Source organism: Nocardia anaemiae NBRC 100462 (assembly GCF_001612725.1).
Lineage (GTDB): Bacteria > Actinomycetota > Actinomycetes > Mycobacteriales > Mycobacteriaceae > Nocardia > Nocardia anaemiae.
Window position 1 is genome coordinate 315,906 of sequence record NZ_BDAZ01000017.1, and the last position, 25,568, is coordinate 341,473.

The 25,568-nt window shown below is 65.9% G+C and carries 30 protein-coding genes and 1 pseudogene; 15 read left to right on the forward strand and 16 right to left on the reverse strand.

Annotated features, from left to right (window positions below):
* Positions 1-29 precede the first annotated feature (29 nt).
* On the reverse strand, positions 30-176 hold the full coding sequence (locus NA5_RS12335) for a DUF1059 domain-containing protein (protein WP_063813334.1): 147 nt from the start codon (positions 174-176) through the stop codon (positions 30-32).
* 125 nt (positions 177-301) lie between these two features.
* Here NA5_RS12335 and NA5_RS12340 point away from each other — a divergent pair, with 125 nt between their 5' ends.
* Positions 302-508, forward strand: coding sequence for a hypothetical protein (locus NA5_RS12340; protein WP_062985254.1), 207 nt, complete (start codon positions 302-304; stop codon positions 506-508).
* A gap of 437 nt (positions 509-945) precedes the next feature.
* Here the strand turns inward: NA5_RS12340 and NA5_RS40310 are convergent, their stop codons facing one another.
* From NA5_RS40310 to NA5_RS12360, 5 genes are all read right to left on the reverse strand, one after another.
* The gene (locus NA5_RS40310; protein WP_157110353.1) at positions 946-1,110 is read right to left on the reverse strand and encodes a hypothetical protein; all 165 of its coding nucleotides are present in this window, start codon (positions 1,108-1,110) and stop codon (positions 946-948) included.
* A gap of 80 nt (positions 1,111-1,190) precedes the next feature.
* Positions 1,191-1,958 (reverse strand): 3-oxoacyl-ACP reductase, encoded by a 768-nt coding sequence (locus NA5_RS12345; protein WP_062985120.1) that lies wholly within the window; start codon positions 1,956-1,958, stop codon positions 1,191-1,193.
* 10 nt (positions 1,959-1,968) lie between these two features.
* A complete protein-coding gene (locus NA5_RS12350) occupies positions 1,969-3,327 on the reverse strand; it encodes an aldehyde dehydrogenase family protein (RefSeq protein WP_062985121.1) in 1,359 nt (452 codons plus the stop codon).
* Positions 3,324-4,064 (reverse strand): gamma-glutamyl-gamma-aminobutyrate hydrolase family protein, encoded by a 741-nt coding sequence (locus NA5_RS12355; RefSeq protein ID WP_062985123.1) that lies wholly within the window; start codon positions 4,062-4,064, stop codon positions 3,324-3,326. Before NA5_RS12355 ends, NA5_RS12350 begins: the two co-directional genes overlap by 4 nt.
* Positions 4,045-5,409: a glutamine synthetase family protein gene (locus NA5_RS12360; RefSeq protein WP_245672198.1), complete on the reverse strand. Its 1,365-nt coding sequence runs from the start codon at positions 5,407-5,409 to the stop codon at positions 4,045-4,047. The genes NA5_RS12355 and NA5_RS12360 overlap by 20 nt, the downstream gene beginning before the upstream one ends.
* Before the next feature lie 377 nt (positions 5,410-5,786).
* Between NA5_RS12360 and NA5_RS12365 the strand changes: the two genes are divergently transcribed.
* The 5 genes from NA5_RS12365 to NA5_RS12385 all read left to right on the forward strand — a co-directional run bounded on the left by NA5_RS12365 (position 5,787) and on the right by NA5_RS12385 (position 12,075).
* Positions 5,787-6,623 (forward strand): SDR family oxidoreductase, encoded by an 837-nt coding sequence (locus tag NA5_RS12365; RefSeq protein ID WP_062985127.1) that lies wholly within the window; start codon positions 5,787-5,789, stop codon positions 6,621-6,623.
* Between the two features lie 70 nt (positions 6,624-6,693).
* The gene (locus NA5_RS12370; RefSeq protein WP_062985129.1) at positions 6,694-7,743 is read left to right on the forward strand and encodes a 3-oxoacyl-ACP synthase III family protein; all 1,050 of its coding nucleotides are present in this window, start codon (positions 6,694-6,696) and stop codon (positions 7,741-7,743) included.
* 3 nt (positions 7,744-7,746) lie between these two features.
* Complete coding sequence (locus NA5_RS12375) at positions 7,747-8,658, forward strand: beta-ketoacyl-[acyl-carrier-protein] synthase family protein (RefSeq protein WP_062985131.1); 912 nt, start codon at positions 7,747-7,749, stop codon at positions 8,656-8,658.
* 105 nt (positions 8,659-8,763) lie between these two features.
* Complete coding sequence (locus NA5_RS12380) at positions 8,764-10,908, forward strand: LuxR C-terminal-related transcriptional regulator (RefSeq protein ID WP_169811283.1); 2,145 nt, start codon at positions 8,764-8,766, stop codon at positions 10,906-10,908.
* A gap of 132 nt (positions 10,909-11,040) precedes the next feature.
* Complete coding sequence (locus NA5_RS12385) at positions 11,041-12,075, forward strand: DUF4389 domain-containing protein (protein ID WP_062985135.1); 1,035 nt, start codon at positions 11,041-11,043, stop codon at positions 12,073-12,075.
* Between the two features lie 4 nt (positions 12,076-12,079).
* Here the strand turns inward: NA5_RS12385 and ligD are convergent, their stop codons facing one another.
* Entirely contained in the window at positions 12,080-13,033 is a 954-nt protein-coding gene (ligD, locus tag NA5_RS12390) for a non-homologous end-joining DNA ligase (protein ID WP_062985137.1), read from the reverse strand.
* A 200-nt stretch (positions 13,034-13,233) separates the two neighbouring features.
* The gene (locus tag NA5_RS12395) at positions 13,234-14,577 is read right to left on the reverse strand and encodes an MFS transporter (protein ID WP_062985256.1); all 1,344 of its coding nucleotides are present in this window, start codon (positions 14,575-14,577) and stop codon (positions 13,234-13,236) included.
* Between the two features lie 128 nt (positions 14,578-14,705).
* On the opposite strand from NA5_RS12395, the gene NA5_RS12400 reads away from it, so the two are divergent.
* Both NA5_RS12400 and NA5_RS12405 read left to right on the forward strand, forming a co-directional pair.
* A complete protein-coding gene (locus NA5_RS12400) occupies positions 14,706-15,587 on the forward strand; it encodes a LysR family transcriptional regulator (protein ID WP_062985141.1) in 882 nt (293 codons plus the stop codon).
* 104 nt (positions 15,588-15,691) lie between these two features.
* The gene (locus tag NA5_RS12405) at positions 15,692-16,222 is read left to right on the forward strand and encodes a phenolic acid decarboxylase (RefSeq protein WP_062985143.1); all 531 of its coding nucleotides are present in this window, start codon (positions 15,692-15,694) and stop codon (positions 16,220-16,222) included.
* A gap of 5 nt (positions 16,223-16,227) precedes the next feature.
* Here the strand turns inward: NA5_RS12405 and NA5_RS42165 are convergent, their stop codons facing one another.
* A complete protein-coding gene (locus NA5_RS42165; RefSeq protein ID WP_245672199.1) occupies positions 16,228-16,752 on the reverse strand; it encodes a cytochrome P450 in 525 nt (174 codons plus the stop codon).
* A gap of 255 nt (positions 16,753-17,007) precedes the next feature.
* On the opposite strand from NA5_RS42165, the gene NA5_RS42840 reads away from it, so the two are divergent.
* A complete protein-coding gene (locus NA5_RS42840) occupies positions 17,008-17,457 on the forward strand; it encodes a hypothetical protein (protein WP_062985147.1) in 450 nt (149 codons plus the stop codon).
* Positions 17,458-17,602: 145 nt separating this feature from the next.
* On the opposite strand, the gene NA5_RS12420 is transcribed toward NA5_RS42840, so the two are convergent.
* The 3 genes from NA5_RS12420 to NA5_RS40320 all read right to left on the reverse strand — a co-directional run bounded on the left by NA5_RS12420 (position 17,603) and on the right by NA5_RS40320 (position 19,704).
* Entirely contained in the window at positions 17,603-18,211 is a 609-nt protein-coding gene (locus NA5_RS12420; RefSeq protein ID WP_062985149.1) for a SanA/YdcF family protein, read from the reverse strand.
* A gap of 24 nt (positions 18,212-18,235) precedes the next feature.
* Entirely contained in the window at positions 18,236-19,255 is a 1,020-nt protein-coding gene (locus NA5_RS12425; protein WP_062985151.1) for an ArsR/SmtB family transcription factor, read from the reverse strand.
* Between the two features lie 299 nt (positions 19,256-19,554).
* Positions 19,555-19,704, reverse strand: coding sequence for a hypothetical protein (locus tag NA5_RS40320; RefSeq protein ID WP_157110355.1), 150 nt, complete (start codon positions 19,702-19,704; stop codon positions 19,555-19,557).
* 78 nt (positions 19,705-19,782) lie between these two features.
* On the opposite strand from NA5_RS40320, the gene NA5_RS12430 reads away from it, so the two are divergent.
* Complete coding sequence (locus NA5_RS12430; RefSeq protein ID WP_157110356.1) at positions 19,783-20,127, forward strand: cupredoxin domain-containing protein; 345 nt, start codon at positions 19,783-19,785, stop codon at positions 20,125-20,127.
* Between the two features lie 4 nt (positions 20,128-20,131).
* Here the strand turns inward: NA5_RS12430 and NA5_RS12435 are convergent, their stop codons facing one another.
* Positions 20,132-20,719, reverse strand: a complete 588-nt coding sequence (locus tag NA5_RS12435; protein ID WP_245672200.1) for a hypothetical protein — start codon at positions 20,717-20,719, stop codon at positions 20,132-20,134.
* Positions 20,720-20,879: 160 nt separating this feature from the next.
* On the opposite strand from NA5_RS12435, the gene NA5_RS12440 reads away from it, so the two are divergent.
* The 4 genes from NA5_RS12440 to NA5_RS12455 all read left to right on the forward strand — a co-directional run bounded on the left by NA5_RS12440 (position 20,880) and on the right by NA5_RS12455 (position 22,920).
* Positions 20,880-21,038, forward strand: a complete 159-nt coding sequence (locus NA5_RS12440) for a ribbon-helix-helix protein, CopG family (protein WP_062985155.1) — start codon at positions 20,880-20,882, stop codon at positions 21,036-21,038.
* Between the two features lie 20 nt (positions 21,039-21,058).
* Positions 21,059-21,403, forward strand: a complete 345-nt coding sequence (locus tag NA5_RS12445; RefSeq protein WP_062985157.1) for a VOC family protein — start codon at positions 21,059-21,061, stop codon at positions 21,401-21,403.
* 4 nt (positions 21,404-21,407) lie between these two features.
* On the forward strand, positions 21,408-22,256 hold the full coding sequence (locus tag NA5_RS12450) for a class I SAM-dependent methyltransferase (protein ID WP_062985159.1): 849 nt from the start codon (positions 21,408-21,410) through the stop codon (positions 22,254-22,256).
* 181 nt (positions 22,257-22,437) lie between these two features.
* The gene (locus tag NA5_RS12455) at positions 22,438-22,920 is read left to right on the forward strand and encodes an MspA family porin (protein WP_169811284.1); all 483 of its coding nucleotides are present in this window, start codon (positions 22,438-22,440) and stop codon (positions 22,918-22,920) included.
* Between the two features lie 30 nt (positions 22,921-22,950).
* Here NA5_RS12455 and NA5_RS40325 read toward each other — a convergent pair whose 3' ends face one another.
* From NA5_RS40325 to NA5_RS39235, 3 genes and pseudogenes are all read right to left on the reverse strand, one after another.
* Complete coding sequence (locus tag NA5_RS40325; RefSeq protein ID WP_157110357.1) at positions 22,951-23,286, reverse strand: hypothetical protein; 336 nt, start codon at positions 23,284-23,286, stop codon at positions 22,951-22,953.
* A gap of 574 nt (positions 23,287-23,860) precedes the next feature.
* Positions 23,861-24,433, reverse strand: a complete 573-nt coding sequence (locus NA5_RS12465) for a hemerythrin domain-containing protein (protein WP_062985259.1) — start codon at positions 24,431-24,433, stop codon at positions 23,861-23,863.
* A 171-nt stretch (positions 24,434-24,604) separates the two neighbouring features.
* Positions 24,605-24,960: pseudogene (locus tag NA5_RS39235) on the reverse strand (Rv2640c family ArsR-like transcriptional regulator).
* Between the two features lie 96 nt (positions 24,961-25,056).
* On the opposite strand from NA5_RS39235, the gene NA5_RS12475 reads away from it, so the two are divergent.
* Positions 25,057-25,566, forward strand: coding sequence for an ArsI/CadI family heavy metal resistance metalloenzyme (locus NA5_RS12475; RefSeq protein ID WP_062985168.1), 510 nt, complete (start codon positions 25,057-25,059; stop codon positions 25,564-25,566).
* Positions 25,567-25,568 lie beyond the last annotated feature (2 nt).

A 25,568-nucleotide genomic window follows, 5' to 3' on the forward strand; every position in this document is an offset into this window, starting at 1 on the left:
GCGCGTGACGAAAAGCCGGGCGGGGTGGATCAGTAAGCGATGAACAGAATTTCGTCCCGGGAATAGTCGTGCCCCGGATGGTTCGCGGCAAGATGCGCCTTGGTCTTCTCGACCAGGTCGTCCTCATCCGTCCCGACGATCTGTTCGCCGCAGGGGCAGTTCAGATTTCGCTTCATCAGCGGTCCTTCCTTCTCCCCCGTCAGTCTAAGCACGCGCCCCACGCCCGAGCCGGTGCACACCCTATCCGGGCCGCACTCGGCATCGCGCTCGAAAGGGCGCAGAATGGGGGAAGGAGGTCATGATGCAACTGCTAAAGGGCCTGCTCGGCGTGGTGTTGGGGCTCGTGACAGCCGTGCTCGGCACGGTAGTCGGGATCCTCGCGGCCGTGGTCTGGCTCGTCGGCGCGGTGCTATGCGTGACGCTGATCCTCATTCCCCTGGGGCTCCCCGTCATGCGGCTCGCCCGCCGCCTGTTCACGCTCGCCGGGCAGCTGATGCACCTTCCCTGAAGACCGTCCAGGGTCTTCGACATCGGAACGCGCCGCCCATTCTCCGCGTGCGGCGAGAGATATCCGCATGCCTCGGCCGACGCCTTCCCCAGACCCGACTACCGAGATCGCACAACCGCGCCGATGTCACTCTCAGGCTGGCCGCATGCCCGACGACAGTCACGATCTCGCCACCATGGTCGTCCGCAAACCCCGGTCATCGCGAATCTGTCATGCATATGCCGGGTCGGCCGGGGCTTCGGGCTGTTTCGGGGTGGCGGGGACCCAGCTGCGTAGTGACTGAATGATCCGTAAAGGTGTCGGTTGCCGAGGTGACGCTGCACGGATGCGTCGACCTCGATCTCCGACTCGGTGTGCATGGGTAAACGCCGTCGCGCACCCATGCCGTTGCGATCGTTGTGGGCGTAGCGCCGCAGTGGGTCCGGCGCTACGCATGCTCAATTCCCTTGGTCCGGTTGGGGATAGGAACCGGGTGCGCTGCCGTCACTGCGGCTGAAGACGGGGCGGAAATCCGCACCGCCGGTGTCGGTTGCGACGGACGGCTCCGTCGGCAGGGCGTCGTGGCTGAACAGCCCGGGCGATCGCCCATCTTCCGTACTCATCTCACGAGCCTCTCTCTGATCGGCGACGTAGGGCGACCTCTGGCTTGCTGCTCAGCGGTCCGCCCGAATCAACCGTACCTTTACAACGGTGTGACGTATGCGCCGGAGATGCCACCGTCCACCAGGAACTGCGATGCGGTGATGAACGAGGAGTCGTCGCTGGCCAGAAATGCGACGGCCGCGGCGATCTCCTCCGGCTCGGCGAAGCGTCCGACGGGGATGTGCACCAGACGCCGCGCGGCACGTTCGGGGTCCTTCGCGAACAGCTCCTGCAGCAGCGGCGTATTCACCGGGCCGGGACACAGTGCGTTGACCCGAATGCCGTTGCGCGCGAACTGCACTCCGAGTTCACGGCTCATCGCGAGCACGCCGCCCTTGGATGCGGTGTAGGAGATCTGCGAGGTCGCCGCGCCCAGCACGGCGACGAACGACGCGGTATTGATCACCGAGCCCTTCCCCCGCTCCAGCATGTGATTGATGGCGTACTTGCTGCACAGATACACCGAGGTCAGATTGACCTCCTGCACCCGACGCCAGGCCTCGATGCCGGTGGTCAGAATCGAATCGTCTTCCGGCGGTGAGATTCCGGCATTGTTGAAGGCGATATCGAGTCCGCCATAGGTATCGACGGCGGTCTGGAACATGGCCTCGACCTGGGCCTCGTCGGTGACGTCCACCTTCACGAACAGGCCGCCCACTTCGCTGGCCGCGGCCTCTCCGGCGGCGGCATCGATATCGGCGACGACGACCTTGGCACCTTCGGCCGCGAACCGGCGAACGGTGGCGAGGCCGATACCGCTGCCGCCACCGGTGACGACGGCGACTCGATCCTGTAAGCGCTGCAACACATCTCCTTAACTAGGTGGCGATGAAGACGTTCTTGGTCTCGGTAAAGGCGAGTGCCGCATCGGGTCCGAGTTCGCGCCCGAGCCCGGACTGTTTGTATCCGCCGAACGGCGTCCAATACCGCACCGAGGAATGCGAATTCACCGACAGATTCCCGGCTTCCACACCGCGCGACACCCGCAGCGCCCGACCGACATCATTGGTCCAGATGGAGCCGGACAGACCGTATTCGGTGTCATTGGCAATGCGCAGGGCATCGGCCTCGTCCTCGAACGGAACCACCGCGACCACCGGCCCGAACACTTCCTCGGTGAGCACCCGATCCGATGGTGCGTCGGGCAGCACAACCGTTGGCGGATACCAGAATCCGGGCCCATCGGGCTGCGTCCCGGTGAACGCCACCTTGGTCGACGGCTCGACGAACGAGGCCACCCGGTCACGATGCGCGGCCGAAATCAGCGGCCCCATTTCGGTGGACTCGTCACCAGGATCGCCCACCCGCACCCCGTGCACTGCCGGTTCCAGCAACTCGAGGAATCGGTCGAAAACACTGCGCTGCACCAGAATCCGCGACCGTGCACAGCAATCCTGTCCGGCGTTGTCGAAAACACCGTAGGGCGCGGTCGCCGCCGCACGCTCCAGATCGGCATCGGCGAAAACGATATTCGCGCTCTTACCGCCCAATTCGAGCGTCACCCGCTTCACCTGGCGCGCACATCCGGCCATGATCTCCTTGCCCACCTCGGTGGACCCGGTGAAGACCACCTTCCGCACGGCGGGATGGGTCACGAACCGCTGCCCAACCACCGAACCCTTGCCGGGCAGCACCTGGAAGACACCTTCCGGCACACCGGCTTCGAGCGCGAGCTCACTCAACCGGATCGCGGTGAGCGGCGTCAGTTCGGCAGGCTTGAGCACCACGGTGTTCCCGGCGGCCAGTGCGGGTCCGAACCCCCATGCCGCGATCGGCATCGGGAAGTTCCACGGCACGATCACCCCCACCACGCCGAGCGGTTCATGGAAGGTGATGTCGACCCCGCCCGCGACCGGAATCTGATTGCCGAGCAGGCGTTCCGGAATCCCGGCCGCGAAATGCAGCACATCGCGCACATTGCCCGCCTCCCAGCGCGCATTGCCGATGGTGTGTCCGGCATTGGCGACCTCGAGCTGGGCCAGCTGCTCGAGATTCGCATCGACGGCCTCGGCGAAGCGGCGCAGCAGCCGAGCCCGATCTCCCGGCGCGACCGCGCGCCAATCGGCCGCGGCCCGCTGCGCCCGCTCGATGGCCGCATCGGTCTCGGCCGCGCCCACCAGCTCGACTGTGGTGACGACCTGCTCGGTCGCCGGGTTGACCACCTGCGTTGTCGTCACGAATTCCGTTCCTTTCGATAGCTGGCGGCCGCCTCGACCAGTGCCCGCATCAGCCGCGTATCGATCGCGTCCGCCTCCGGATGCCACTGCACACCCACCAGGAACGGACCGTCGGTCGCCTCCGCCGCCTCGATCGTGCCGTCCGAGGAATATGCGGTCGCGGTCAGCCCATCGGCCAGGATGGCGACGGCTTGGTGATGGTGGCAGTTCACCTTCACCTCCGGTCCGGCGATCGTGGCGACCACGCTGTCCGGCACCGTGGTGACCCGGTTCGGGTGGAAGCCACCCGGCGTACCGGAATGGTCGTCGTGGCCGAGTAGATCCGGCAGATGCTGGATCAGGGTGCCGCCGAACGCGACATTGACCAGCTGCAGGCCGCGACAGATCGCGAGGATCGGCAGACCGGCCGCGCGTGCCAGAGCGAACAGCTCGAATTCGGAATCGTCGCGGTCGCCTCGGAGCGGTCCGAGGGCAGCATCCGGTGGCGCACCGTAGCGGGCCGGATCGATATCGGCGCCGCCGGTCAGCACCAGACCGTCGAGCCGATCCACCAACTCCGCCCGCGCCACCCCGGTGGGTGGCAGCAACACCGGTATGCCGCCCGCGCGCTCGACCAGCTGCAGGTAATTGTGCGGCAGTACCGCACTCGGTACATCCCAGGCGCCGAACCGGGTCTGTTCCAGATAGGTCGGCAGGCCGATGACCGGACGGATCTGCTCAGAGCCGCTCGAAACCACGGATTCGCTCCCAATCGGTGACCGCGGCGTCGAAGGCGTCCAGCTCGACCTGGGCCGCATTCCGATAATGGTCCACCACGTCGTCGCCGAACGCTGTCCGTGCCACCTTGCTCTCGCCGAACAATTGCGCCGCTTCCCGCAGCGTACGCGGCACCCGCGGGCGCTGGGAGCGGTAGGCATTGCCGTGGAACTCCGGCTCGAGCGGCAGCGCGTGCTCGACACCGTGCAATCCGGCGGCAATGGTCGCGGCGACGGCCAGATACGGATTCACATCGCCGCCCGGGATCCGGTTCTCCATTCGCAGGGACAGGTCCTCGCCAACCACGCGCAGCGCACAGGTCCGGTTATCGCGGCCCCAGGCCAGTGCGGTCGGCGCGAAACTGCCGGACACGAATCGCTTGTAGGAGTTGATATTCGGCGCGAGCAGGTAGGTGAACTCGCGCAGGCAATCCAGTTGCCCGGCAAGGAAATGCCGCATGAGTGCCGAAGTGCCGTGCGGACCGTCGCCCGCGAATACCGCCGCACCCGAATCGGCGCGCAGACTTATGTGAATATGGCAGGAATTACCTTCGCGCTCATTGTATTTCGCCATGAAACTGAGACTGCGCCCCTCCTGGGCGGCGATCTCCTTGGCACCGTTCTTGTAGATGCTGTGGTTGTCGCAGGTCACCAGCGCATCGTCATAGCGGAAAGCTATTTCGTGCTGACCCGGATTGCATTCCCCCTTGGCCGATTCGACATACAATCCCGCACCGGCCATTTCATTGCGAATGCGACGCAACAGCGGCTCGATGCGCGCGGTCCCCAGCATCGAATAGTCCACGTTGTACTGGTTCGCGGGCCGCAGATCGCGATAGCCGGAGTTCCACGCGTCCTCGTAGCTGTCGTCGAAGACCAGGAACTCGAGTTCGGTCCCGACATAGGCCCGCAGCCCATGCTCGGCCAGCCGTGCCAATTGCGCCCGCAAGATCTGCCGCGGCGAAACCGTGACCGGCTGACGTGCCGGTTCCACGTGCTCGACATCACACAGCACCAGCGCGGTTCCCGGCTGCCACGGCACCAGCCGCAGGGTGTTCAGATCCGGCCGCAGCACGAAGTCGCCGTAACCGGTTTCCCAGGACGAGATCGCATACCCGTCGACCGTGGCCATATCGACATCCACCGCGAGCAGATAGTTGCACGCCTCGGTCGCGTGCCCGATCACCTCGTCAAGGAAAAACCTTGCCGCACACCGCTTTCCCTGCAAACGGCCCTGCATATCGGTCATTGCCACCAGCACCGTGTCGATCTCCCCCGCCTCGACGAGCGCCCGCAACTGCGCCAGCTCCAGCATCCCCGTACGCATCGATAACCCCTCTCGGCAGCAACCGTGCCAACGCTAGAGCAAAAGGGTCGAGCGCGTGCCCCGACACACAAAACCCAATGGTCGGTTGGTGTTGAACGGCCTGGTGGACGACTCGCGGCAGCTGATGTGTGCGGTACGCGACCGACCCGAAACGGCTCAAATGGAACGACCAACCCCTATTGCCCCCTATCCACAGTCATGCACGACAGCTACAACTACGGCGCAGCATCATTGGACCGAATCAGGCACGCGGGTGCTGATCTGCTCGATCGGTCGATCGCCTGCGGCCACTTGGTCGTTCGCACACATCGGGCAACTCGCCGAAGCCACCCCGAGAGCGGATTTCGGACACGCCATCGATGGCAAGGTAGTCGGGCATGAAGACGATCCTGATTACGGGGGCGACCTCGGGCATCGGTCTCGAAGCCGCGCAACAGCTCGCCGCGGGGGGCGATCGGCTGGTGTTGGTCGGCCGGAATCCGCAGAAGCTCGCCGACAGTGCGGAATTGGTAAGGGCCGCGGGTGCGGGGGCCGTCGATACGCTGGAATGCGATATGGCATCGCAGTCGTCGGTGCGCCAACTCGCCAAGGCGGTCGAAACCGCCTACGACCGCATCGATGTACTGGCCAATAATGCGGGCGGCTATCACCAGACGCGTACCGAAACCGAGGACGGTATCGAGGCCACCTTCGCAACCAATCACCTCGGCGGATTCCTGCTCACCGAACTGCTCGTCGATCTGCTGGTTCGCAGCGCCCCCTCGCGCATTCTGTTCACCTCCTCGGTGATGCACTACGGCGCGACCCTCGATTTCGACGATCTCGGGTTCCGCACCGGCTATTCCGGCGAAAAGGCGTACAGCCGATCCAAATTGGCCAATGTGCTCTACACCCGCGCACTGGCCGATCGGCTGGCGGGCACCGGCGTGACGGTCAACGCGTTCCATCCCGGCGCGGTCGCGACCGGTATCTGGAATTCGCTGCCGTGGTTCGGGCAACCGATAATCGCGCTCGGCAAACGCCTGTTCTTCATCACCGCGGCCGAGGGCGCCGCCGCGCTCACCTTCCTCGCGACGGATCCGAGCGTCGCCGAGGTGACCGGCGCCTATTTTCGCAAGACCCGCGAGCGCGAACCGTCGCGGCTGGCCCGCGACGATGCGCTGGCCCGCCGATTGTGCGAGGTAAGCGCGAGTCTGGTCGGCCTGCCCGAATAAGGCCACCTACGACAGCGCCGTCGAACTCCTGGCAAGACAGGGAAATCACGCGAGACAGAAAGCAGGGGTAATGCTGCGCACACGTTTCGAGTCCATCGGCTCGTACACACCATCCACCGTCCGTTCCACCGAGGAGATCATCGCCGGACTGGCGGTGCCGAGATCCCTTGACCTGGAACGGATTACCGGTATCAAGAATCGGCGGGTCTACGACTCCAGTGACGAGGGCTACGAATCCTCCTTCGATCTGGCACTGCGCGCCATCGAGGACTGCCTGGCCCACTCCGATTACGCCCCCGATGAGATCGATGTGGTCATCTCGGCCTCCATCACCCGCACCCGCGGAAAAGAAATCTTCTGCTACGCACCGTCTTTCGCGGTCATGCTCGGTAAGGAGATCGGCGCGACGAAGGCCCGCCACTTCGATGTCTCGAATGCCTGCGCGGGCATGATGACCGGCGTGCTGGTGCTGGATCGGATGATCAAGGCCGGAGTGGTTCGCAATGGACTCGTGGTCAGCGGCGAACAGATCACCCCGATCGCCGAGACTGCCGCGCGGGAGATCAACAAGCCGTACGACCCGCAGTTCGCCGCGTTGACCGTCGGCGATGCGGCGGTCGCGGTAATGCTCGACGATCGCGGCGACGATGACGACGAAATCCACTACGTCGAACTCATGACCTCCGCCGACGGCGCCGAACACTGCATCGGCATGCCGAGCGATCAGACCTCCGGAATCGCGCTCTACACCGATAACCGTGCGATGCAGAACGAGGGCCGCTATATGCAGGCCATCAACCGCCTATCCACCTTCCTCGAGGAGACCGGGCGCACCTGGGAGAGCGAGAAGTTCGACTACTGGATCCACCACCAGTTCAGCGCACCCGCCATCGAGTACATCTCGCATCTGACCGAGCGGCACTTCGGTACCCCGATGCCCCAAGCCCTCAATGTGCTGCACGACTTCGGCAATACCGCGTCGACCTCGCATTTCGTGGTCCTGCACGAGTATCTCGCGCAGCAGAAGATCCCCAAGGGTTCCAAGGTGCTGATGATTCCGGCGGCATCCGGCACCGTTTCCGGACACCTCGCCGCCACCATCTCCCGTCTGGAGGCCTGAGCCATGCCGACCACCATCCTCGCGGCCACCGTCAATGCCGATCTCGATACCGGGAGCTATTTCGAACTGGCGTCCCGCGCCGCCACGACCTGCCTCGAGCAGGCCGGTGTTGCACGGGAGCAGGTCGGGATGCTGATCAATGCCGGTGTCTTCCGCGATCAGAACATCTCCGAACCCGCGGTATCGGCGCTGATCCAGAAGCGTGTCGGCATCGGTCTCGAATACGCGCCCGGCCGGGTGCCCGCATTCTCCTTCGATCTGATGAACGGCGGGACCGGACTACTGCACGCGATCGCGACCGCCGAATGCTTCCTGGTCAGCGGCGAGGTGTCGTATGCGCTGCTGGTCGCCGGTGATACGCATCCATCGACCGAACGCCATGTCGACGGCTTCCCCTACAGCACAAGCGCCGCCGCGGTCCTGCTCGGAACATCCAGCGCCACAGGCGGATTCGGCGCACTGCACTGCACCGACACCGCCGAGCCCGCCGAGCCGACCGCCTGGGTCGCGATGGGCGAGGTGGGCGCGAACGGCCGCTCGGCCATGAGCACCAAGGCCGGTGCCGACGATCCGGTCGCATTGGCCGCAGCGGCCGTGCGTGACTGCCTGAGCGCCGAAGGGTTGGACGTCACCGATTTCGCCGAGGGCCGCGCGGTGCTGCTCGCACCCACCTGGACCCTCGCCTTCCGTGCCCGCCTGGCGGCGGCGCTCGGGATCACCCCGGAATCGATCGTCGGGGTCGATCCCTCGGTGGACAATCCGTACTCCGCGGCGCCGGTGCACGCGTATGTGAGCGCACGCGACAGCGGCGCTCTCGCCGCGGCGCGCACGGTGCTGTTCCTGGCCGCCGACGACACCTCGGCCGCCTGTCTGGCCTACCACCAGCACGTACTCGCGCACGCCGGGAGTCGATGACACGAAAGGCATTGAAATACCTCATATTCCGTAGGTGTCATCAGTTGTCGTGACAGGATCGGGCGGGCGAATTAACCTGTGTTCACCGGCTGGATCATCGGGCGCGTGGACGCGTCCTTCCCGCTGCGACGATGCCGCATCCTCAGTGCACCAGAGCTGCTCGTATTCGATGGTGCTCTCCCCACAGTCGGGCACACCACCTCGACGAAGGGCCTTGCGAGAATGTGTCAGCCTGTCCCACACAGCGACCACCCAGCGCTCCGCGACCACTGGGCCGACTTCGCCAAATCCCGGGTCGGTCAGGCCATGGCCGTGCTCGGCGCCGCGAGCACGGTCGGCTTGGTCGCCGAGCTGCTGGAGGTGGACGAGGCCGGGGTGCGGACCGTCGTCGGGCAACTCGCCGAAACCGCGCGCTTCGAACATGCCGAGATCGGCGAGCGGATCCTGCGCAACACCCCCGACGAGCTCCGGCGGAAATTGCACAGCCGGGCCGCGGAACTGCTGCACCACCGGGGTTTTCCGGCGAGCACCGTCGCCGACCACCTGGTCGACGCCGATGCCGCCGGTTACCCGTGGGCGGTCGAGGTACTGCGCACCGCCGCCGAGGATGCGATAACCGATGACCAGATCGAGCCCGCGGTCGATCGGCTGGAATTGGCCTATCGCGCCACCAGGGACGCGGGCGAGCGGGCCGCCATCGCGATCCGGCTGGTCTGCCTCGAGTGGCGGATCAACCCGTCGACCCGTTCGCGCCAGTTCACCCGGTTGAAGGCGGCATTGCGCGCGGGTCGGGTGCCGCACCACGAATTGCCCGCCGCCGCCATGTATCTGCTGTGGCACGGGCAGGTGCCGCAGGCCGATCACGCACTCGGCCAGCTCAACAGCGGCAAACCGGACGAGGCGACGCCGGAGATCGACTTCCTGCGTGCCTGGCTGCGGTACAGCTATCCCCCACATGTGCAGCGCCATCCGCGACTCTTCGCCGCCCCCGCCCGGCCACCCAAGGTGCGCGCCGACCAGCATTCACCACATCGACATGGCGCCGAGCTGCTCACCGGCCTGTTCACCCATCCGCTCGACGAGATCGCCACGCTCGCGCAGCGACTGCTCACCAGCCACCGCCTCACCTCGACTACCATCGAACCGCTGGTCGCGGCCGTGCACTGCCTCATCTACAGCAATCGGCTCGATACCGCGGCCGCCTGGTGCGAATCGCTGCTCGCCGAGGCCGATGCCCGCCGTGCCCCGACCTGGCAGTCGATCTTCGCCGGACTGCGCGCGGAAACCATGCTGCGCAAGGGCAATATTCGCGATGCGATCAGCGATGCGGCGCTGGCGCTGAATTATGTGCCCGCCGAACACCTCGGACTCTGGATCGGCACGCCGATCGCCGCGATGGTGCACGCGCTGACGATCTCCGGTCGGCATGCCGAGGCCGCGACCCAACTCGAAAGACCGGTGCCCCGAACGATTTTCGAATCCCGCTTCGGACTGCCATATCTGGCGGCGCAGGGCCACCATCAGCTCGCGCTCGGCCGCGCCGACGAGGCATTGCGCAGTTTCCGCCGCTGCGGCTATCTCATGGACCGGTGGAATATGGATTTCCCCTGGCTGGTGCCGTGGCGCAATGACATTGCCGCCGCCCATCTCGCACTCGGCGAGCACCGGCAGGCACAGGAGTTCGCGACCAGACATTTGGAACTGCTCGGGGCCGCCGACCGGCACCGCTCCGGTGGCGTCACACTCCGACTGCTCGCCACCACCGGCGATCGCTATCAGGCCTTCCGCTTACTGCGCGAATCCGCCGCGATCGCCCGCACCGGCGGTGACGACGTCGAATTGGCCACGGCCCTCGGCGAACTCGGCAAAGCACACCGCGCGGTCGGTGACCACGAGCGATCCCGCGCTTTGATCCGCGATGCGGCGCGTATCGCGGAAGCCTGCGGCGCCGAGGTGCTGCTGCGCGATCTGCTCGATGGCAAACCCCAAACCGCGACCGAGCCCATGCCCGCACTGCGCCCGATTCCGGGCGGGCTCGCGACGCTGAGTCCCGCCGAGCGCCGGGTGGCCGAGCTTGCGGCCCGCGGCAAGGCCAATCGCGAGATCGCCGACAAACTCGCCATCACCACCAGCACCGTCGAACAACACCTCACCCGCGTCTATCGCAAACTCGGGGTGGCCCGGCGCAGCGAGCTGTATTTCGTCCTACCGATCGGTCCGGCTGATACCGCGGTCTCGGCCGCCGGGTAACTCACAAGGCTCGCCGGCTGCGGGGCCGCCGAGGTCGGCGCGGTTACCGATCTATCGGCAACCCACGGGCTACATTCGATCCCACACATCCGAGTTCCGCTGGACGAAGGAAGTGAGTGGGTCGCCGTGGTAATGAACGAGGCAGCACCGACGAGTCGCGAAGCATTGGTCGAACTGGATGTCTTTCCGCCAGAGCAACAACGCCGCTGGACCGTTCTGCTGCGGCTGCTGTTGGCAATACCCCAGCTGATCGTGCTCGGGTTCCTGAGCATCGCGGCCTTCGTGGTGATCGTCTGCGGCTGGTTCGGCGCACTGGTACTCGGGAGATTGCCTGCCTGGTGCGGTGAGTTCCTTCGCGGCTATTACGGCTACACCGCGCGGGTGTACGGCTACCTCATGCTGCTCGTCGACGACTACCCGCCGTTCGCCTGGACCACACCGGATTACCCGATCCGCCTGCTGTTCCCCGCGCCGACGCGGTTGAACCGGCTCGCGGTGCTGTTTCGGCTGATCCTGGCCTTCCCGATCCTGGTGCTGTCGGCCTGGTTCACCACCGGATGGGCGACCATCTCGATCGTTCTATGGCTGATCGTCCTGATCACCGGGCGGATGCCGAAGGCGATCTTCGAGGCCAGTTCGGCGGTGCTGCGCATCGAAATGCGGGTATCCGCCTACGCGAACCTGCTGACACCGGCGTACCTGAAGGGCGTTTTCGGCGACAAGCAGGTCACACCATCGCGTCCGGTATACACCGGGTCGCCGAGTGGTCCGATGGGAGACATCGGTCGGGTCACCGGTGGACCCGAACCGGCTCCGCGATCCGCGACCCGCCCGCTTGTGCTCTCCAGCGGCGGCCGGGCTCTGCTGCTCGTCATGCTCATCATCGGCATTCTCGGCAACCTCTCCGGAACCACGGTGGACCGCGATGACGATAACGACACCGACGCGATCTCCGGTTCACAGCTCGCCCGGCAGGTCGCCATCGACTTCACCGACCAGACCGGGCGCACTCCGCAGTATGTGCACTGCCCCGATTCCCTCGGCGCCGATATCGGCGCGACGGAGGTCTGCACGGTCACCTACGACGGCATGCAGTTCCGGACCCTGGTCACCGTCGACGCGATCACCGACGGGGCGGCGCACTTCCGCACCGTCATCCAGCTCTGAAAAGCTAACTCTGCCTGCGGGCCCGGGCCCGGCGCTTGCCCTCGTGCATCGCTTGGACCCGGGCCACCGGAATGGTGTGGCCCTCCTCGATGAGGTCGGCGGGCAACGCCTGCGGCTCGGGCATCTCCCGTGCCCACGGATCCCGATCACCCAACTGCTTCGGTGCGGTGCGCACGGTGAAGTCGCCTGGACTGATATCTGCGAGCTGAGCCCATTCGATCGGGAAGGACACCGGCACCCCGGGACGCACCCGCGGGCTATAGGCCGCGACCACTGTCGCACCGCCCGCGCGTGTCGAATCGAGAAAAACCTTGCCCGCACGGTCCTCGCGGATGAATGCGGTAGTGGCCAGATCGGGATCGATGCGTTCGGCCCTGGCCGCGATCGCCCGGGTAGCGGCGGCGACATCCTCGATCGGAATGTGCGGCCGGATCGGCACGAAGACGTGCACGCCCTTTGCGCCGCTGGTTTTCACCGCGCCCGCGAGTCCGTCGTCGGCAAGCGCCTGCTTGATCAACTCGGCGGCCGATACGACCTGCCGGAAGTCTCCGCCCTCGGGTGGATCGAGATCCAGGATGAGGTGGGTCGGGCCCTCGGCGTGATCGGCCGGCAGCAGTGTCGGGTGATACTCGACCGCGCGCTGATTGCCGAACCACACCAGGGTGCGCACGTCATCGCAGAGGGCATAGGTCACTTCACGTTTGGATGTCTCGGCCCACACCGTCACCCGACGCACCCACTCCGGTGTGTACTTCGGCAGATTCTTCTGCATGAACGGTTCCTGCCCCGGCCGGATGCGCACCACCGAAAGCGGACGGTCGCGCAATTGACCGACCAGCCGATCACCGACGAATTCGAGGTAGTCGATCAGATCGCGCTTCGTCGCGTCGGCGCCGTCGAACAGCGGTGCGTCGAGATTGGTCAGCTCGACACCCGCACGAACCTCTTCCCCGCTCATCGGCCAACCATGCCCCGCCGCTCGGGGCACCGTCAACCTTCGACACCGCGCGTGGCGGACCGGTCGGCTCACGAAGCCGGTCCATCCTGGCGTCTCCGTGTCGCCGACGCGGATCCATGGGACGGAAATCGTGACAGCCTTGTCCGCATCAGAGTTCGAGTGGTGTCAGAGCGTCGCTGAACCGATCCGCTTCGGCAACTTCAGGATTCGGCGGCGCGGTACGAGCCGAAGATGATGCAGGCGAGGGCGCAGGCGGTCGCGGAGGTCAGTAATGACCAGCCGATGCCGGGGGTGACGAGTGCGCCCATGATCGCGACGCCGAGGGTCGCGCCGACTTGGCGGACAGCGTTGAGCAGGCCACCTACCGCGCCCGCCGTCCCCGGTGGCGCCACGTTGACGATGGCGGTGACCAGCGCAGGCAGCGCGAAGGCGACACCGAATCCCGATAGCAGCAGGCCGACCGCCAATACCGGATAGGCGAGGCCCGCGAATGCCGCCGCGGCCAGCACCACACCGCCCGCTGTCAGCATGGCCAGTCCGGTCAGGATCGGGCGACGCGATCCGACGCGGGCCACGAGTTTGCCCGCGAGCGGCGGGATGACGGCGAACGGCACGGTCAGCGGCAGGAAGGCGAGGCCGGTCTGCAGCGGATTCAGCTGACGCTGCAACAGCAGTGGCAGGACGAACAGCGCCCCGGTGAGCGCGAAATTCACCGCGGCACCCACCAGCAACCCGGCACGCACTCGGCCCGCGCGCAATAGTTCCCGATTCAATACCGGTGCGGCACTGCGTCGTTCGAGATATGCGAAGACAATTGCCGCGAGCACCGCGCCGCCGAGCGACCATGCCGTGTGCTGCCACGACCGCGCTCCCGCCGCGATCACCGCATCGGTGCACAGCGCCAGCGCTGCGGCCGCGGTGCACTGCGCCGCCCAGTCGATGCGGCGATCACCGCGCGCGCAGCTCACCGCAGGTCCCATGGTCAGCCCCAACACGACCACCGCGACGGGGACATTGACCACGAATATCGATCGCCAACCGGCCGACCCGACCAACGCACCACCGACGATCGGACCCGCGGCGACCGCAGCGCCGCTGATCGCCGCCCATGTCGAGATCGCCCGAGCCCGTCGACCGGGATCCGGGTAGAGCCGAGTGATCATCGCCATCGATGCGGGCACACACGCCGCCGCCGCGACACCCAACAGCACCCGCAACACGACCAATACCCACAGATTCGGCGCGAAAGCGCTCAGCAGCGAGACCACACCGAAAGCCGCTGTGCCGAAACGGAATACCCGATGCGCACCATGGCGATCGGCGACCGCGCCCGCCGAGAGCAGCAGTGCGGCGAAGGCGACGGTGTAGCCGGTAGTCGCCCATTGCAGTCCGGCGACCGAAGTGTGCAGGGACGCCGCCAGATCCGGCTCGGCGACCGATAGCACCGTCATATCCAACAGCACCATGAAGTAGCCGAGGGAAATCCCCAGCAGGGCCCTGGTCGACGCGGCGGACGTACTCGCCCGCGATTGCAGAATGCTCATCCGGTGCAACAGCTCCTCGGCTCGGTGATGACGCGACCGACTCTCGTCGGACGGGCACAACGGCTCCACCGGCTCCGGCGCATACCGCATTCGGAATATCCGAATGCTCGGCCGCTGTTGGCCAGGCCATGGAGTTACGTCAGCTGCGGACCTTCGAGGCCGTAGTGCGTCATCGAACGGTCACCGATGCCGCCGTCGCGCTCGAGCTCGCGCCGTCATCGGTGTCCCAGCAGATCCGCACGCTCGAAACCGCGCTCGGGGTGGCGCTTTTCGTGCGCGATCCGAAGGGCATGCGACTCACGCCCGCGGGTCAGCGGCTCACCGGCTGGGCGCGGCGACTGCTCGAACAGGCCGACCAGGCGGTGCGCGACGTACGGGAGGAGCGGCCGGTGCTGCGCCTCGGCGCGTTGGAAACCCTGGCGGGAGCGTATGTGCCGCAGGTGCTGGCGCGGCTGGCCGAGCGACGGCCCGATCTCGAGGTCGAGGTGCGCTCGGATCGCGCCCGCGACGGCCTGCTCGCCGATGTGGTCGGCGGCGATCTCGATGCGGCGCTGCTGCTGGATTCCGGTGGCGCCGTTGGTGATCTGGGGTTCCCCGCCCCCGCCGAACCGCTGGCCTTCCTAGACCTGGATCCGGTGCCGCTGGCCCTGGTCGCCGCGCCGACGCATCCGCTGACGGCGCGATCCGGCTTGACGCCCGCCGACCTCATCGATGAACGGCTGCTGGTCAATGTGCCCGAATGCTCGTTCTGGATGGCCGGTGAAAAGGCGCTCGGCTCGGGTCCGCGGCGGGTCAAGGCCGGTGCGGTCCCAGTCATGCGGGCCTGGACCGAACACGGACTCGGCATTTCGCTGCTACCGGAATTCGCGGTCGCCGACGGCCTCGCACACGGCACGCTGGTCCGCTTGGACTTCCCGGTGCCCGAGCTGAGTCTGCGGTTGGTGTGGCGGGCGGATCAGGAAGCACTGCCCGGGATGCGCGAGGTGCTCTACGCGGCCGCGCGACCATGATTGCGCCGTTCGGCGGCAAACCGGCCGCAATGGCCGCTCCAATGATTAGGCTGACGACAAAGACGCAGGTCCCGACCGCGTTGGTCCACCGAGAGGAGTTACCGATGAGCGCGCAGCAATCAGCGATCACGGTCTCGGCACTAACCGGCGATCTCTCCGGAATTGTCGGCAAACACCTCATCTACGCCTATGAGAACGGCTGGATATACGAGCTTTACGTGCGAGGTCCGCAGACGATCGAATCACGATGTCTGATGGGACCGATGTTCGGGCGCTGGTCCAAGAATCAGGCGGCGAAGCTGGTCCAGCTCGATGACGATCTGTACAAAATCGCCTGGGTGGAGCCGACCGGAACCACCGTCGTGCTCATCATCTGGCTCGGCGACCGTCGGGTGCACACCACGATCTCCTACCCGCAATGGATGCTCGACTATCCCGACAGCACGCTCACCTGCTGCGAGGACAATCTCGATGCCATCATTGCCGCCCGCGACAAGGGACCGACCTACCCGCTGACCCTGGTCGCCTCATCCGGACGCATCACCTTCCTGGAAACCAGGGAGCTCGACGACGATACGGTGATCGACTGTCCGCCGCAGAAGCTGCCGCTCGGATACGCCGCGCGAACCAACTGAGCGCGTCAGGCGAGATACACCGGGAAGGCCACCAGGTCGTTCTGGGTGAGCACGGGCAGATTGCGGATCTCCTCGACCGGCACCGCGAATCGCAGCTTCGGAAAGCGCTCGAACAGCGCAGGCAGACCGATCCCGGCCTCCATCTTGGACAGCGCCGCCCCCGGGCAGATATGCGGTCCGTAGCCGAAGGCCAGATGACGGTTGGCCGTTGGGCGGGTGATGTCGAAATCGTCGGCATCGCTGCCGTGCACCGCGGTATCGCGACCGATGGCGCGATAGGACATGACCACGCCCTGCTTCAGATTGCCGACGACCTCCTTCTTGGTCAGCGGCGCACCGCCGTCGGCGGCGAAGATAAGCGCGGCGGTGAGATCGTCGGCGGCTTGACGGTCTTCTCGCGCACCAGATCGGCAGCCGGGGGTCGGTGAGCAACTGCCTGGCGGCGGCGTACTCGGTGACGGTCCAGGCGGGTACGCCGAGTAGATCGATTCGGGCGAGCGGACCGGCCGTGCGCAGCCGACTGGTCTCACCCGCCAGATCACCGACCATCGGGTCGATAACGATCGGCTGCGCGCTGCGCGGACAAACCTGCGGCACGATATACCCCTCCAGCCCGGTGGGCTGGTGACTCGAACCCGCAGCCCATCAAGCGGTTTCGACTTCCGAACGAGCGGAGTCGCCCGGTGCGGAAGGGGACACTTCAGGGGTACGTGCTCGGAGAGGGAGGGCCGTCGGCTGATTCACCCGCAATCGACTGGGTACCGCTGTGCTGAGGAGGTTTGCGCATGACTCGTCCCGTGCCACCGAATCCGAGCCCCATCCCGCCGACGCCGATCCCGGACCCGGTGCCGCCGATGCCGATCCCGGATCCGGTGCCGCCGAAACCCGTGCCGGAACCGGTTCCCGGGCCCGAACCGCATCCCGAGCCGGAACCGTATCCGCAGCCGGAGCCGATACCTGGTCCGGCGCCGCAGCCGATTCCGCCGAGGCCCGGTCCCGAACCCGATCCGGTACCGCCGATACCCGCGCCCGACCCGCTGCCGGGTCCCGATCCGGATCCGGTACCGCCTGTCCCCGGTCCGGTTCCACACCCCGAGTCGCCACGGCCCGGCCCGAAACCGGAGCCACCGATCCCCGATCCTCGGCCAAGCCCGGATCCGATGCGACCGCCACCGATCCCGAATCCCGGCGGTCCGGTCGATCCGATGGATCCGGCGCTGCCCGACCCACAGTAGAGCTCGGATCATTGCGGCGACCATCTTGGGCGCAGCCGACTCTGCCGCGAAAAGTATTGCCCGCCAAGGTTGTTTGCTGACATTCAAGGCATGCGACGACGCCGTGGCGATGGATCCCGCGCGCCGGGCTCTCGGTAACGCGAGATCAGAGCCAGATCAGCGCGGCGACCGCTTTGGGTGCGGCCAACCATTCACGAATAGTATTGCGCACGAGTGTCTTTCGTTTGCAGTCACAATATGCCGTGACGCCGTAGCCATCGATGCCCGCGCCACGGCACAGCGCGACCGCCCGTGGCAGATGCTGGTCTTGGGTGACGATGATGGCGCGGTCGACACCGAATAAATTCTTGGCCCGCTCGCATGTCGCCCGGGTCGACAGCCCCGCGCCATCGCAGCGAACAACCGCCGGGTCGATGCCTTGATTAGCGAGATACTTTGTCATCGAGGCAATTTCGTCGCCGGATTCGCCCGCCGCATCACCGGACACCAGAATCTCGCGCACCTTTCCGGCCCGTAGCAGCTCGATGGCGATATCGAGTCGTCCGCGCAGGTAGGCCATCGGCGCACCATCGGGACCGACCTTCGCGCCCGGCACGATCACCACCGGGACGGTCGGCGCGGCCGCGGGTCCGGACCGATATCTGGCCGACACCAACCGCAATCGTAGATTGGCACCCGCGACGACCAGCGCCGCGGCGGCGACCAGTCCGACACCCACCCGGAGCACTCCCCGCCGGTCGGTTATGAGCTGCACCCGCCCGACGATACCGGCGCGGCGCTAAGCGATGCGCACGCCGCCGTCGAGATCACCGTCGAGCAATGCGATGCCCAACGTTGTCGCCTGATGCCGCATCGCATTGCGGTGCCGCCAGCTCTCGATGAGCCCGGCCTCGCGCAGTATCGATGCGTGTTCACTGGCCGTCGCGGGTGAAATACCCAGTCGGCGTGCGAGTTCGGTCGTCGTGCAACCCTCGGCGATCTCCTGTAGTGCGGCGGCGCGTGTCCGGCCGAGCAGTGCGGTCAGCGCCTCGTTGGTCGCGCGCGGACCCCATGCCGTGGCGAAATCGGCGATTTCGCGCAGCACCGGAACCACCAGCGTCATCGGCGCGTCCGTATCGATGGTGGACTTCAGCAGCTTCGGTCCGGGCCAGACGAACAGCGAGGGAATGATGACCAGGCCGCGCCCGTCGAGATGTTCGTCATGGCATTCCATCGGGCTGAGCACCTCGAGCGCGGGCGCCCGCCACCGCGCGAAGGGTGCAAGCCCCGCGAAGAACCGTTCGACGCCCTCGGTGGCAATAGTGCGCGCCATCCGCTCCGCCGCCACCTCCAGATACGACTGCACATGCGCCCACCGACCGGCGAATGCCACCGTATGAAATGCCTCGACGGCGCGCGCGACATCGCGGCGGGCGGCGCTGTCGCGGTCGGACAGATTGCGCGTCCACGCGGGGAGCGGGTGGTCGGTCAGCGCCCGCTGGCGATCGGCGTGCTGCACCTCGCGGCGGAGTTCGTCACGGGAGGCCAGATGCAATGCCTCGATCCCCGCCGACATCGACCGCGCACCACGGGTCGGCGTGATCAGATCCACGAAGTGGTGTACGCCGGGGAAGATATCGGCGAGCACGCCGAAGTTGTCCGGCATCGCGCGCCGCACCTGCCCGCGCCAGCCGTCGTACAGCGGCGCGTCGGTGCGTTGTACAACCCGGGTGGCCAGCATTGTTTCGGCCATCGCGCCGAGCGGCGCCCCGATCCGGATGCGGGTCAGATCCTCGGGTGTGCAGTAGATCCGCTTCATACGCTGCCCCGCATCGTCGCACTGAGGCACCTCACGATACCCGCCGTCACCGCGGGCCTCGCAACATCACCGCGAGGACTGGATCCATGCTGAGGATCTGATCTGCGGCCGACGGCGTGCTCGTCCAACGAAACCAGCTCGGCCGCCACTGTTTCCGCCACCCGGCTACGCTCGGCCATCCCAGCACCAGACCTATCGGCCGCGCCGATACCTCGTTCACCATCATCGACTCCTGAATTCGCACTGTTCAGCAGCCTAGGAACCAACGAGCTGGATCCCCATCATGTTTCGGCCGTGGCCTAAACACCGTCGAGCGGGATCGCCTTGCCTGCCGCCAGATTCGGCCCGCCGGGCGGGCGAGGACGACTGCGGGCGGATTCGCCGAAGACCACCTCGTCTCGCGGCTCGACCACATCACCAGTCGTCAACTCGTTATAGCCGATGGGCATGGTAGCGCGAATTGTGGGCAGCCGGTCTAGGTGAACAACACTCGAACCTCGCCTCGGCGATATCGAATCGTGCTCGGTTTGCTGACCCTCGCGTGGGCGGCAGGGTGCGGCTCCTCGGAGGAGAGCGCCCCGCCCACCTGGTCCGGACCCGCGCCGATACCCGCCGTCACCATCACCATCGAACACCAGAACTACACCGGCACGCCGCCGATCACGCCGGGCGCGGTGCTCACGGTGGTCAACCACGATTCGTTCAAACACAGCATCACCAGCAAACGCCCCGGCCTATTCGATCACGAGATCGGCCCGGGCCAGAGCATCACCTTCACCGCGCCCGATGAAGTCGGCTCGCACCCCTTCTACTGCCGGTATCACGCGAACATGGAGGGCGCATTGAGCATCCGGAAGTCCATTTCGCCATGACGGCCTATACGCAGTACTGGCAAGTCCCACTCGCGGGCAGCTGGATGAAGCACTCAGCACACACCGCCGCGCGGGCAGGCTCCGGCCTGACCTCCTGGTTAGCGGCGCTCGCGGAGCGGCGACCGGCGACCTTGGGCGTGAGCGGCGGTGCGGTCGGCTCCGCGGGCATGGTGGCGCCGTGCTGCTCGTAGCACTGCCACCTGGCGTAGGAGGCGTGCAACTCGAGATCCTTCGGAATCGGCAGCGCGGCCAGTTCCAGCACGTACTTGTAGGTGTCGCCGACGGTGTGGTTCTCCTGCACGCATAGCGCGGTCAGCGGCGGCTCGCCCGCGTTGTGGCAACGCCGCGCAACCTTGCGCAGAATCGCTTCCATCCACGTCCGCGTCGGCGCACCCGTATGCACCCCGGACGCTTCCTGCACCCGCGCGGCCAACTCGTCCACAGTGATGAAGTCCCCGTACCCCGTGGCGATCTCGGACAGCTCGGCATGTGCCGCGAAGGCCCATGCCACCGTCGCCTCCCGCAACGTCACCGGGACGCCGTCACCTGCCCGCCATGCCCCCGCCGTCGTGGATACCGAACTCTTGATCACCCGCTCAAGTTATCGCGCCGCCCCCAAGCCCACCGAATGCCCCCACATTCGCGCCCTGGTCAAGATCACCATGTATCGGTTGCGCACGCCTGTCGATGTTTGCCGCCACCAGCGCATGATGATCTTGTTACTAGCTTTCTAGGATGCTAGCATCGGGAAGGTGGGTGACGAGGATGTGAAGCAGTTCAATGTGTATTTGCCGGTGGGGTTGATCAAGCAGGTCAAGTTCCGGGCGATCGAGTCCGGCATGTCGCTGTCGGCATTGGTCGCGGAGGCGCTGCGCGGATACCTCGACGACACCCACGATCAGCAACCGTAAGCGCTAGAAGGAGAGACGAGATGACGACGCAGGGCATCGAAGGCGTATTCGTCGAGACGCACAACTGGGGCAAGTCGGCGCGGTTCTTTCAGGCGCTCGGCTTCGAACCCGAATTCACCACCGACCACAACTCCGGACTCTTTCGCAATGGCAATGGTCCGTATGTATTCATCGCCGAGGTCCCGCGCAGCCAGACCCCACAGACACAGCTCGTGCTGAAGGTGATCGAACCGGATGCGTTCCGGCCGAACGGTGATGTCGAGGTGGTCACACCATTCGAGGAAACCCATTACGGGACAAAGGAAATGACGGTACGCGACCCGGACGGCCGGGTGTGGAGTCTGCAGGTCGGAAAGGTCGGCTGAGCCCATGCAACAGGTCATCGGCCCCGAGAGCACGGCGGAGCGCGTGGCGCTGTGGCGCGCCTTGCACGTCGAGATCGATCCGGCACCACATGTGCTCGAAGACGAGATCGGTCTGCGACTGATTGATCCCGACAACCGATGGCGCGCCCGCGGGGATATGGATCCCGAGACGACCAGCCTCTCGCGCGCATGCGTCGTGGCGCGCGCCCGTTTCGTCGAAGATCTGGTGGTCGAACAGGCGGCGCTCGGTGTCGATCAGTACGTCATCCTCGGTGCGGGACTCGACACCTTCGCTCAGCGCCGACCCGAAATCGCCTCCGGGCTAACAGTATTCGAGGTCGACCAGCCCGGCCCGCAGGCATGGAAGCGGCAGCGGTTGGTCGAACGCGGGTTCGGCATTCCACAGTGGCTGCGGCTGGTTCCGGTCGATTTCGAGTCCGAATCCTGGTGGGAGCGGCTGATTTCGGCTGGCTTCGACCCGTCACGTCCCGCCGTGGTCGCCGAAACGGGCGTATCCATGTACTTGACCAGGGAAGCGAATATCCAGACGCTGCAGCGGATCTCGACGCTCGCACCCGGCTCGACCCTGGCCATGACCTTCCAACTCCCCCTGGACCTACTGGATGCCGAGGAACGCGCGATACGCCAGGCCGTCGAGAATGCCGCACGAGCCAGTGGAGTTCCCTTCCTGAGCCTGTTCAGGCCCGATGAACTGATCGAGCTGGCCGAGTCAGCGGGTTTCGCATCGGCGCAACATATTTCGACATCCACCCTGACCCAGCGCTACTTCGCCGACCGAACGGACGGCATGCGTCCCCCGAGTGCGGAGCAGTTCCTGGTGGCGACGACCTGACGCCCCGCCCGGTGACATCCACCGCCAGTGCGAGCAGCGCGAGAACCGCTCGACAGCAACCACACTGCTCATTCCCAGCTGTCGCTCAGGTTTGCGTGCGATATTCTGGACAGCTGCTGGCCGGTCGAGGATGAGGTTCGATGAGGGTGATCGATGGCGTCGACCGGTATCGGCGGCGGCGATGCGCCGTTCAGTCGGCGCCGCGATCATGACGTGCGCCTTCCTGCCCCTCGCGCTGACGACATCCGTTGCGGCACAAGCCGATACCTCGATCCCCCTCACCGACGGACACGACCGGTTCAGTACTCGCGACGGACTCGTCGTCGCGGTCGACCGTACCGGTGAGTACGCGACCATCTCCGGATCGATGGCCGCGAGCCCACTGTCACGCAATGCGTGGGTTTCCGGAGTGACCTCGGTGCACATCATCGTGCCCGCCGACATCACGGTGACCGGCGGCCAGATCGAGACCGGTTATCTCGTCGGCTGCCAGGTCGATCTCGGCACCGGCACATCGGGCATAACCCAGTACGTGGACCACACACTGTCGGTAGAAGGTTGCGCGGGCGCCGCCGAAGCTCGCGCCTACACCACGGTCACCGTGCACGACAATGTCATGGACGACTCCGAAACCCTTTGGGGCCAACCCTTCAGCCTCGGCTGACGTCATCGCGCGAGGTTCTGCAGAATCGGGCTAGGTGCGGTCCGGGTCGATCAGATCCGAGCGGCCGCGGATGAGCAGCGTGTGGGCGCGCAGTACCGCGGGGATTTCGTCGGCACGCTGGGCGTCGGTGACGATAGTGGTGGTTCCGTCGGGCCAGCGCAGTTCAAGGGTGTAACCGACGGGCCGGTCGATACATCCGAGTATTCGGGTGATGTGGTCGATCCGGATCCGGGTGGCGAGCTCCTCCAATGCGGCTGCGATCTGTTCAGGGGGCCCGGTGCGCGCGAGACTCCACCAGCGGTGGCCTCCGGCGGGCCAAGTGATCTCCAGCAGGCATTGCAGCTGGTCAGAGTGGTTGCGACGCACAGATTGCAGCTTGCCATCCGTGCTGGCCGAGGACCGCGAATCTCGTTCGCCGGGCGTGTGGCGGGGTCCGCCGCCGTTGTCAGGTCGGCCGGTGCCGATCCGAGCACAACGACGCTGCGCCGCCCGGCACTTCGGGCCGGGCGGCGCCCCCACAACGTCCACAAGGTGTTTCGGATACCGAGTCGACGACGACGGGTCGAATCACGCAGGCGTGACGGCTTGTGATGCCGCGCACCGCCATGGCGGCCGCATCCAGACGATCAGCGCATTGTTGCGCTGTTCGACCCGCCTGCGCCAGGCATGCGGCGCTCGCTGCGCTGACGGGTGATGGTGAGCGTGCACTCGCGCCACGTAACACAGGTGCCAGCCACAGCCCGCCAGATCCAGTGACAGCAACCGTTCTTCGACACCGAAATGCAGCAGCGGACGGAACCCGGCAGCCTGCAGGTACGCCTCCCTCCTGACGATCGCCGCACAGGCCAGGAAGCCGAGAACCGACCGCCCGGGCAGCTCGAGGTGATGCCCGAGCGGGCTTTTGCCATGAGTTCGTTGAGTGGCGACCGCTGATCCACGTCTAACGCTGTGGCTTGCTGATCATGTCTTTCGCTCGGTCCATCATCGCCGCGAACGGACCGACCAGAGCGTTTGCCATCGCGGACTCGACGCCGGGATGCGGCCGGGTCGGTGCCATGGCCTCGGCGAGCTCGACTGTTTTGCGCATCCGCTGCAGAGCCTCGGGATCCATTTCCTGACGCAGGCGATTGAACTCTTCATGCTCCTCGTGGTCGGCATGCGCCAGCACAGCCCGGCGCAACCGGTCCAGTTTGTCCTGGAACTCCGGCGAGCCGATGTCGACCGATTCGAGATCCGCCAACTGCTTCTTGGCCTTGTTCTCCTCCTCCAGCCGGGCATCCACGATGGCGGCACCGGCACCGTCACCGATCTCACGGCGGGCCCGTGGATGGATGATCTCCTCCTCTGCGGTTTCATGCACCGCCAGGAGTCTGCGCAGCTCGAAGAACTTGGCCTTGCGCTCCTCGGCGTCGACGGTTTGAGCGGTTTCGGTGAATAGTCGCTTGATCCGCTCGTGCTGTTCGACCAGGAAGTCCACGGCGTCCGAAGTCGAGTTGATTGTTGCAGGCGACATGTTTTGTGCTCCTTCCACCATTGCGGGCCAGCCGGGTGACGGTACGGAGGTAGAGACCGGCTGAGGGCGACATGTTCGATCACCTCCGCACCACCCGCATTCCCCCACCCGAGGGGACGAAACAGGGGCGCTCCATGCCGAACCGGAGCTGGCCGAATATCAGCGCGATGGTCAGGTGCAGCAGTTCGGATCGAGCACGACACACAGGGCGGAGAGGGCGTCGCGGCGGGCGCGATGAAAGGTGTTCATGCCACGGCGCTCGGATTCGACCAGTCCGGCGGTGCGCAGTTGGGCGAGGTGATGGCTGACGGTCGATTCCGACAACCCGACCGCCGTCGCGAGTTCGCCGCCGTTTTCCTCTCCGTGCTGGTGAGCAGCAGCGACATCAGCCGGACCCGGGCCGGATCGGCGATCGCCTTGAGTCGCAATGCGACCTCGAGAGCAGCGTTCTCGTCCACCGGGGCGGCCGCGACGGGAGCGCAGCAGACCGGGGCGGACATGTCGATCACAGGCAACGCTTTGGGCATACTTCGAATCTACCGACTCTGTTGACATATGTCGAAAAGGTGGCAGACTCGACCTAGTCAGCTCTTCGACATATATCGAATTCCTGGAGGTTGCCCATGTCCCGCGTCCAGCTCGCCCTCAATGTCGACGACATCGATCGGGCAGTGCAGTTCTACTCGACCTTGTTCGCCATCGAACCGGCCAAGCGCAAGCCGGGCTATGCGAATTTCGCGATCACCGAGCCGCCGCTGAAGCTGGTGTTGATCCAGAACCCCGGCCATGGTGGCAGCGTCAACCACCTCGGAGTCGAGGTGGAATCCTCTGACCAGGTGCACACCGAGATCGCCCGGCTGTCGGGCGCGGGGATGTTCACCGAGGAGCAGATCGCGACCACCTGTTGTTTCGCCACCCAGGACAAAGTGTGGGTCACTGCCCCCGACAACGAGCGATGGGAGGTCTACACCGTACTGGCGGACAGTGAAACCTTCGGCGTCGCAACGCAATTGAGTGATGCCGAAGCGGTGCAGGTATGTTGCGGGACGCCGGAGGAGGCAACTGCCGAGAGAGCGTGCTGCGGCAGTGCACCCAAGCAGCAAGCGCAAGCGTCTGGAGCTGACTGCTGCTGACC

What these genes read in the sequence shown, in the direction of transcription:
- NA5_RS12335 (WP_063813334.1), bottom strand. Translation starts at nt 176, where the DNA reads ATGAAGCGAAATCTGAACTGCCCCTGCGGCGAACAGATCGTCGGGACG.
- NA5_RS12340 (WP_062985254.1), top strand. Translation starts at nt 302, where the DNA reads ATGCAACTGCTAAAGGGCCTGCTCGGCGTGGTGTTGGGGCTCGTGACA.
- NA5_RS40310 (WP_157110353.1), bottom strand. Translation starts at nt 1,110, where the DNA reads ATGAGTACGGAAGATGGGCGATCGCCCGGGCTGTTCAGCCACGACGCC.
- NA5_RS12360 (WP_245672198.1), bottom strand. Translation starts at nt 5,409, where the DNA reads ATGCGTACGGGGATGCTGGAGCTGGCGCAGTTGCGGGCGCTCGTCGAG.
- NA5_RS12365 (WP_062985127.1), top strand. Translation starts at nt 5,787, where the DNA reads ATGAAGACGATCCTGATTACGGGGGCGACCTCGGGCATCGGTCTCGAA.
- NA5_RS12370 (WP_062985129.1), top strand. Translation starts at nt 6,694, where the DNA reads ATGCTGCGCACACGTTTCGAGTCCATCGGCTCGTACACACCATCCACC.
- NA5_RS12375 (WP_062985131.1), top strand. Translation starts at nt 7,747, where the DNA reads ATGCCGACCACCATCCTCGCGGCCACCGTCAATGCCGATCTCGATACC.
- NA5_RS12385 (WP_062985135.1), top strand. Translation starts at nt 11,041, where the DNA reads ATGAACGAGGCAGCACCGACGAGTCGCGAAGCATTGGTCGAACTGGAT.
- ligD (WP_062985137.1), bottom strand. Translation starts at nt 13,033, where the DNA reads ATGAGCGGGGAAGAGGTTCGTGCGGGTGTCGAGCTGACCAATCTCGAC.
- NA5_RS12395 (WP_062985256.1), bottom strand. Translation starts at nt 14,577, where the DNA reads ATGAGCATTCTGCAATCGCGGGCGAGTACGTCCGCCGCGTCGACCAGG.
- NA5_RS12400 (WP_062985141.1), top strand. Translation starts at nt 14,706, where the DNA reads ATGGAGTTACGTCAGCTGCGGACCTTCGAGGCCGTAGTGCGTCATCGA.
- NA5_RS12405 (WP_062985143.1), top strand. Translation starts at nt 15,692, where the DNA reads ATGAGCGCGCAGCAATCAGCGATCACGGTCTCGGCACTAACCGGCGAT.
- NA5_RS42840 (WP_062985147.1), top strand. Translation starts at nt 17,008, where the DNA reads ATGACTCGTCCCGTGCCACCGAATCCGAGCCCCATCCCGCCGACGCCG.
- NA5_RS12425 (WP_062985151.1), bottom strand. Translation starts at nt 19,255, where the DNA reads ATGAAGCGGATCTACTGCACACCCGAGGATCTGACCCGCATCCGGATC.
- NA5_RS40320 (WP_157110355.1), bottom strand. Translation starts at nt 19,704, where the DNA reads ATGCCCATCGGCTATAACGAGTTGACGACTGGTGATGTGGTCGAGCCG.
- NA5_RS12445 (WP_062985157.1), top strand. Translation starts at nt 21,059, where the DNA reads ATGACGACGCAGGGCATCGAAGGCGTATTCGTCGAGACGCACAACTGG.
- NA5_RS12450 (WP_062985159.1), top strand. Translation starts at nt 21,408, where the DNA reads ATGCAACAGGTCATCGGCCCCGAGAGCACGGCGGAGCGCGTGGCGCTG.
- NA5_RS12455 (WP_169811284.1), top strand. Translation starts at nt 22,438, where the DNA reads ATGCGCCGTTCAGTCGGCGCCGCGATCATGACGTGCGCCTTCCTGCCC.
- NA5_RS12465 (WP_062985259.1), bottom strand. Translation starts at nt 24,433, where the DNA reads ATGTCGCCTGCAACAATCAACTCGACTTCGGACGCCGTGGACTTCCTG.
- NA5_RS12475 (WP_062985168.1), top strand. Translation starts at nt 25,057, where the DNA reads ATGTCCCGCGTCCAGCTCGCCCTCAATGTCGACGACATCGATCGGGCA.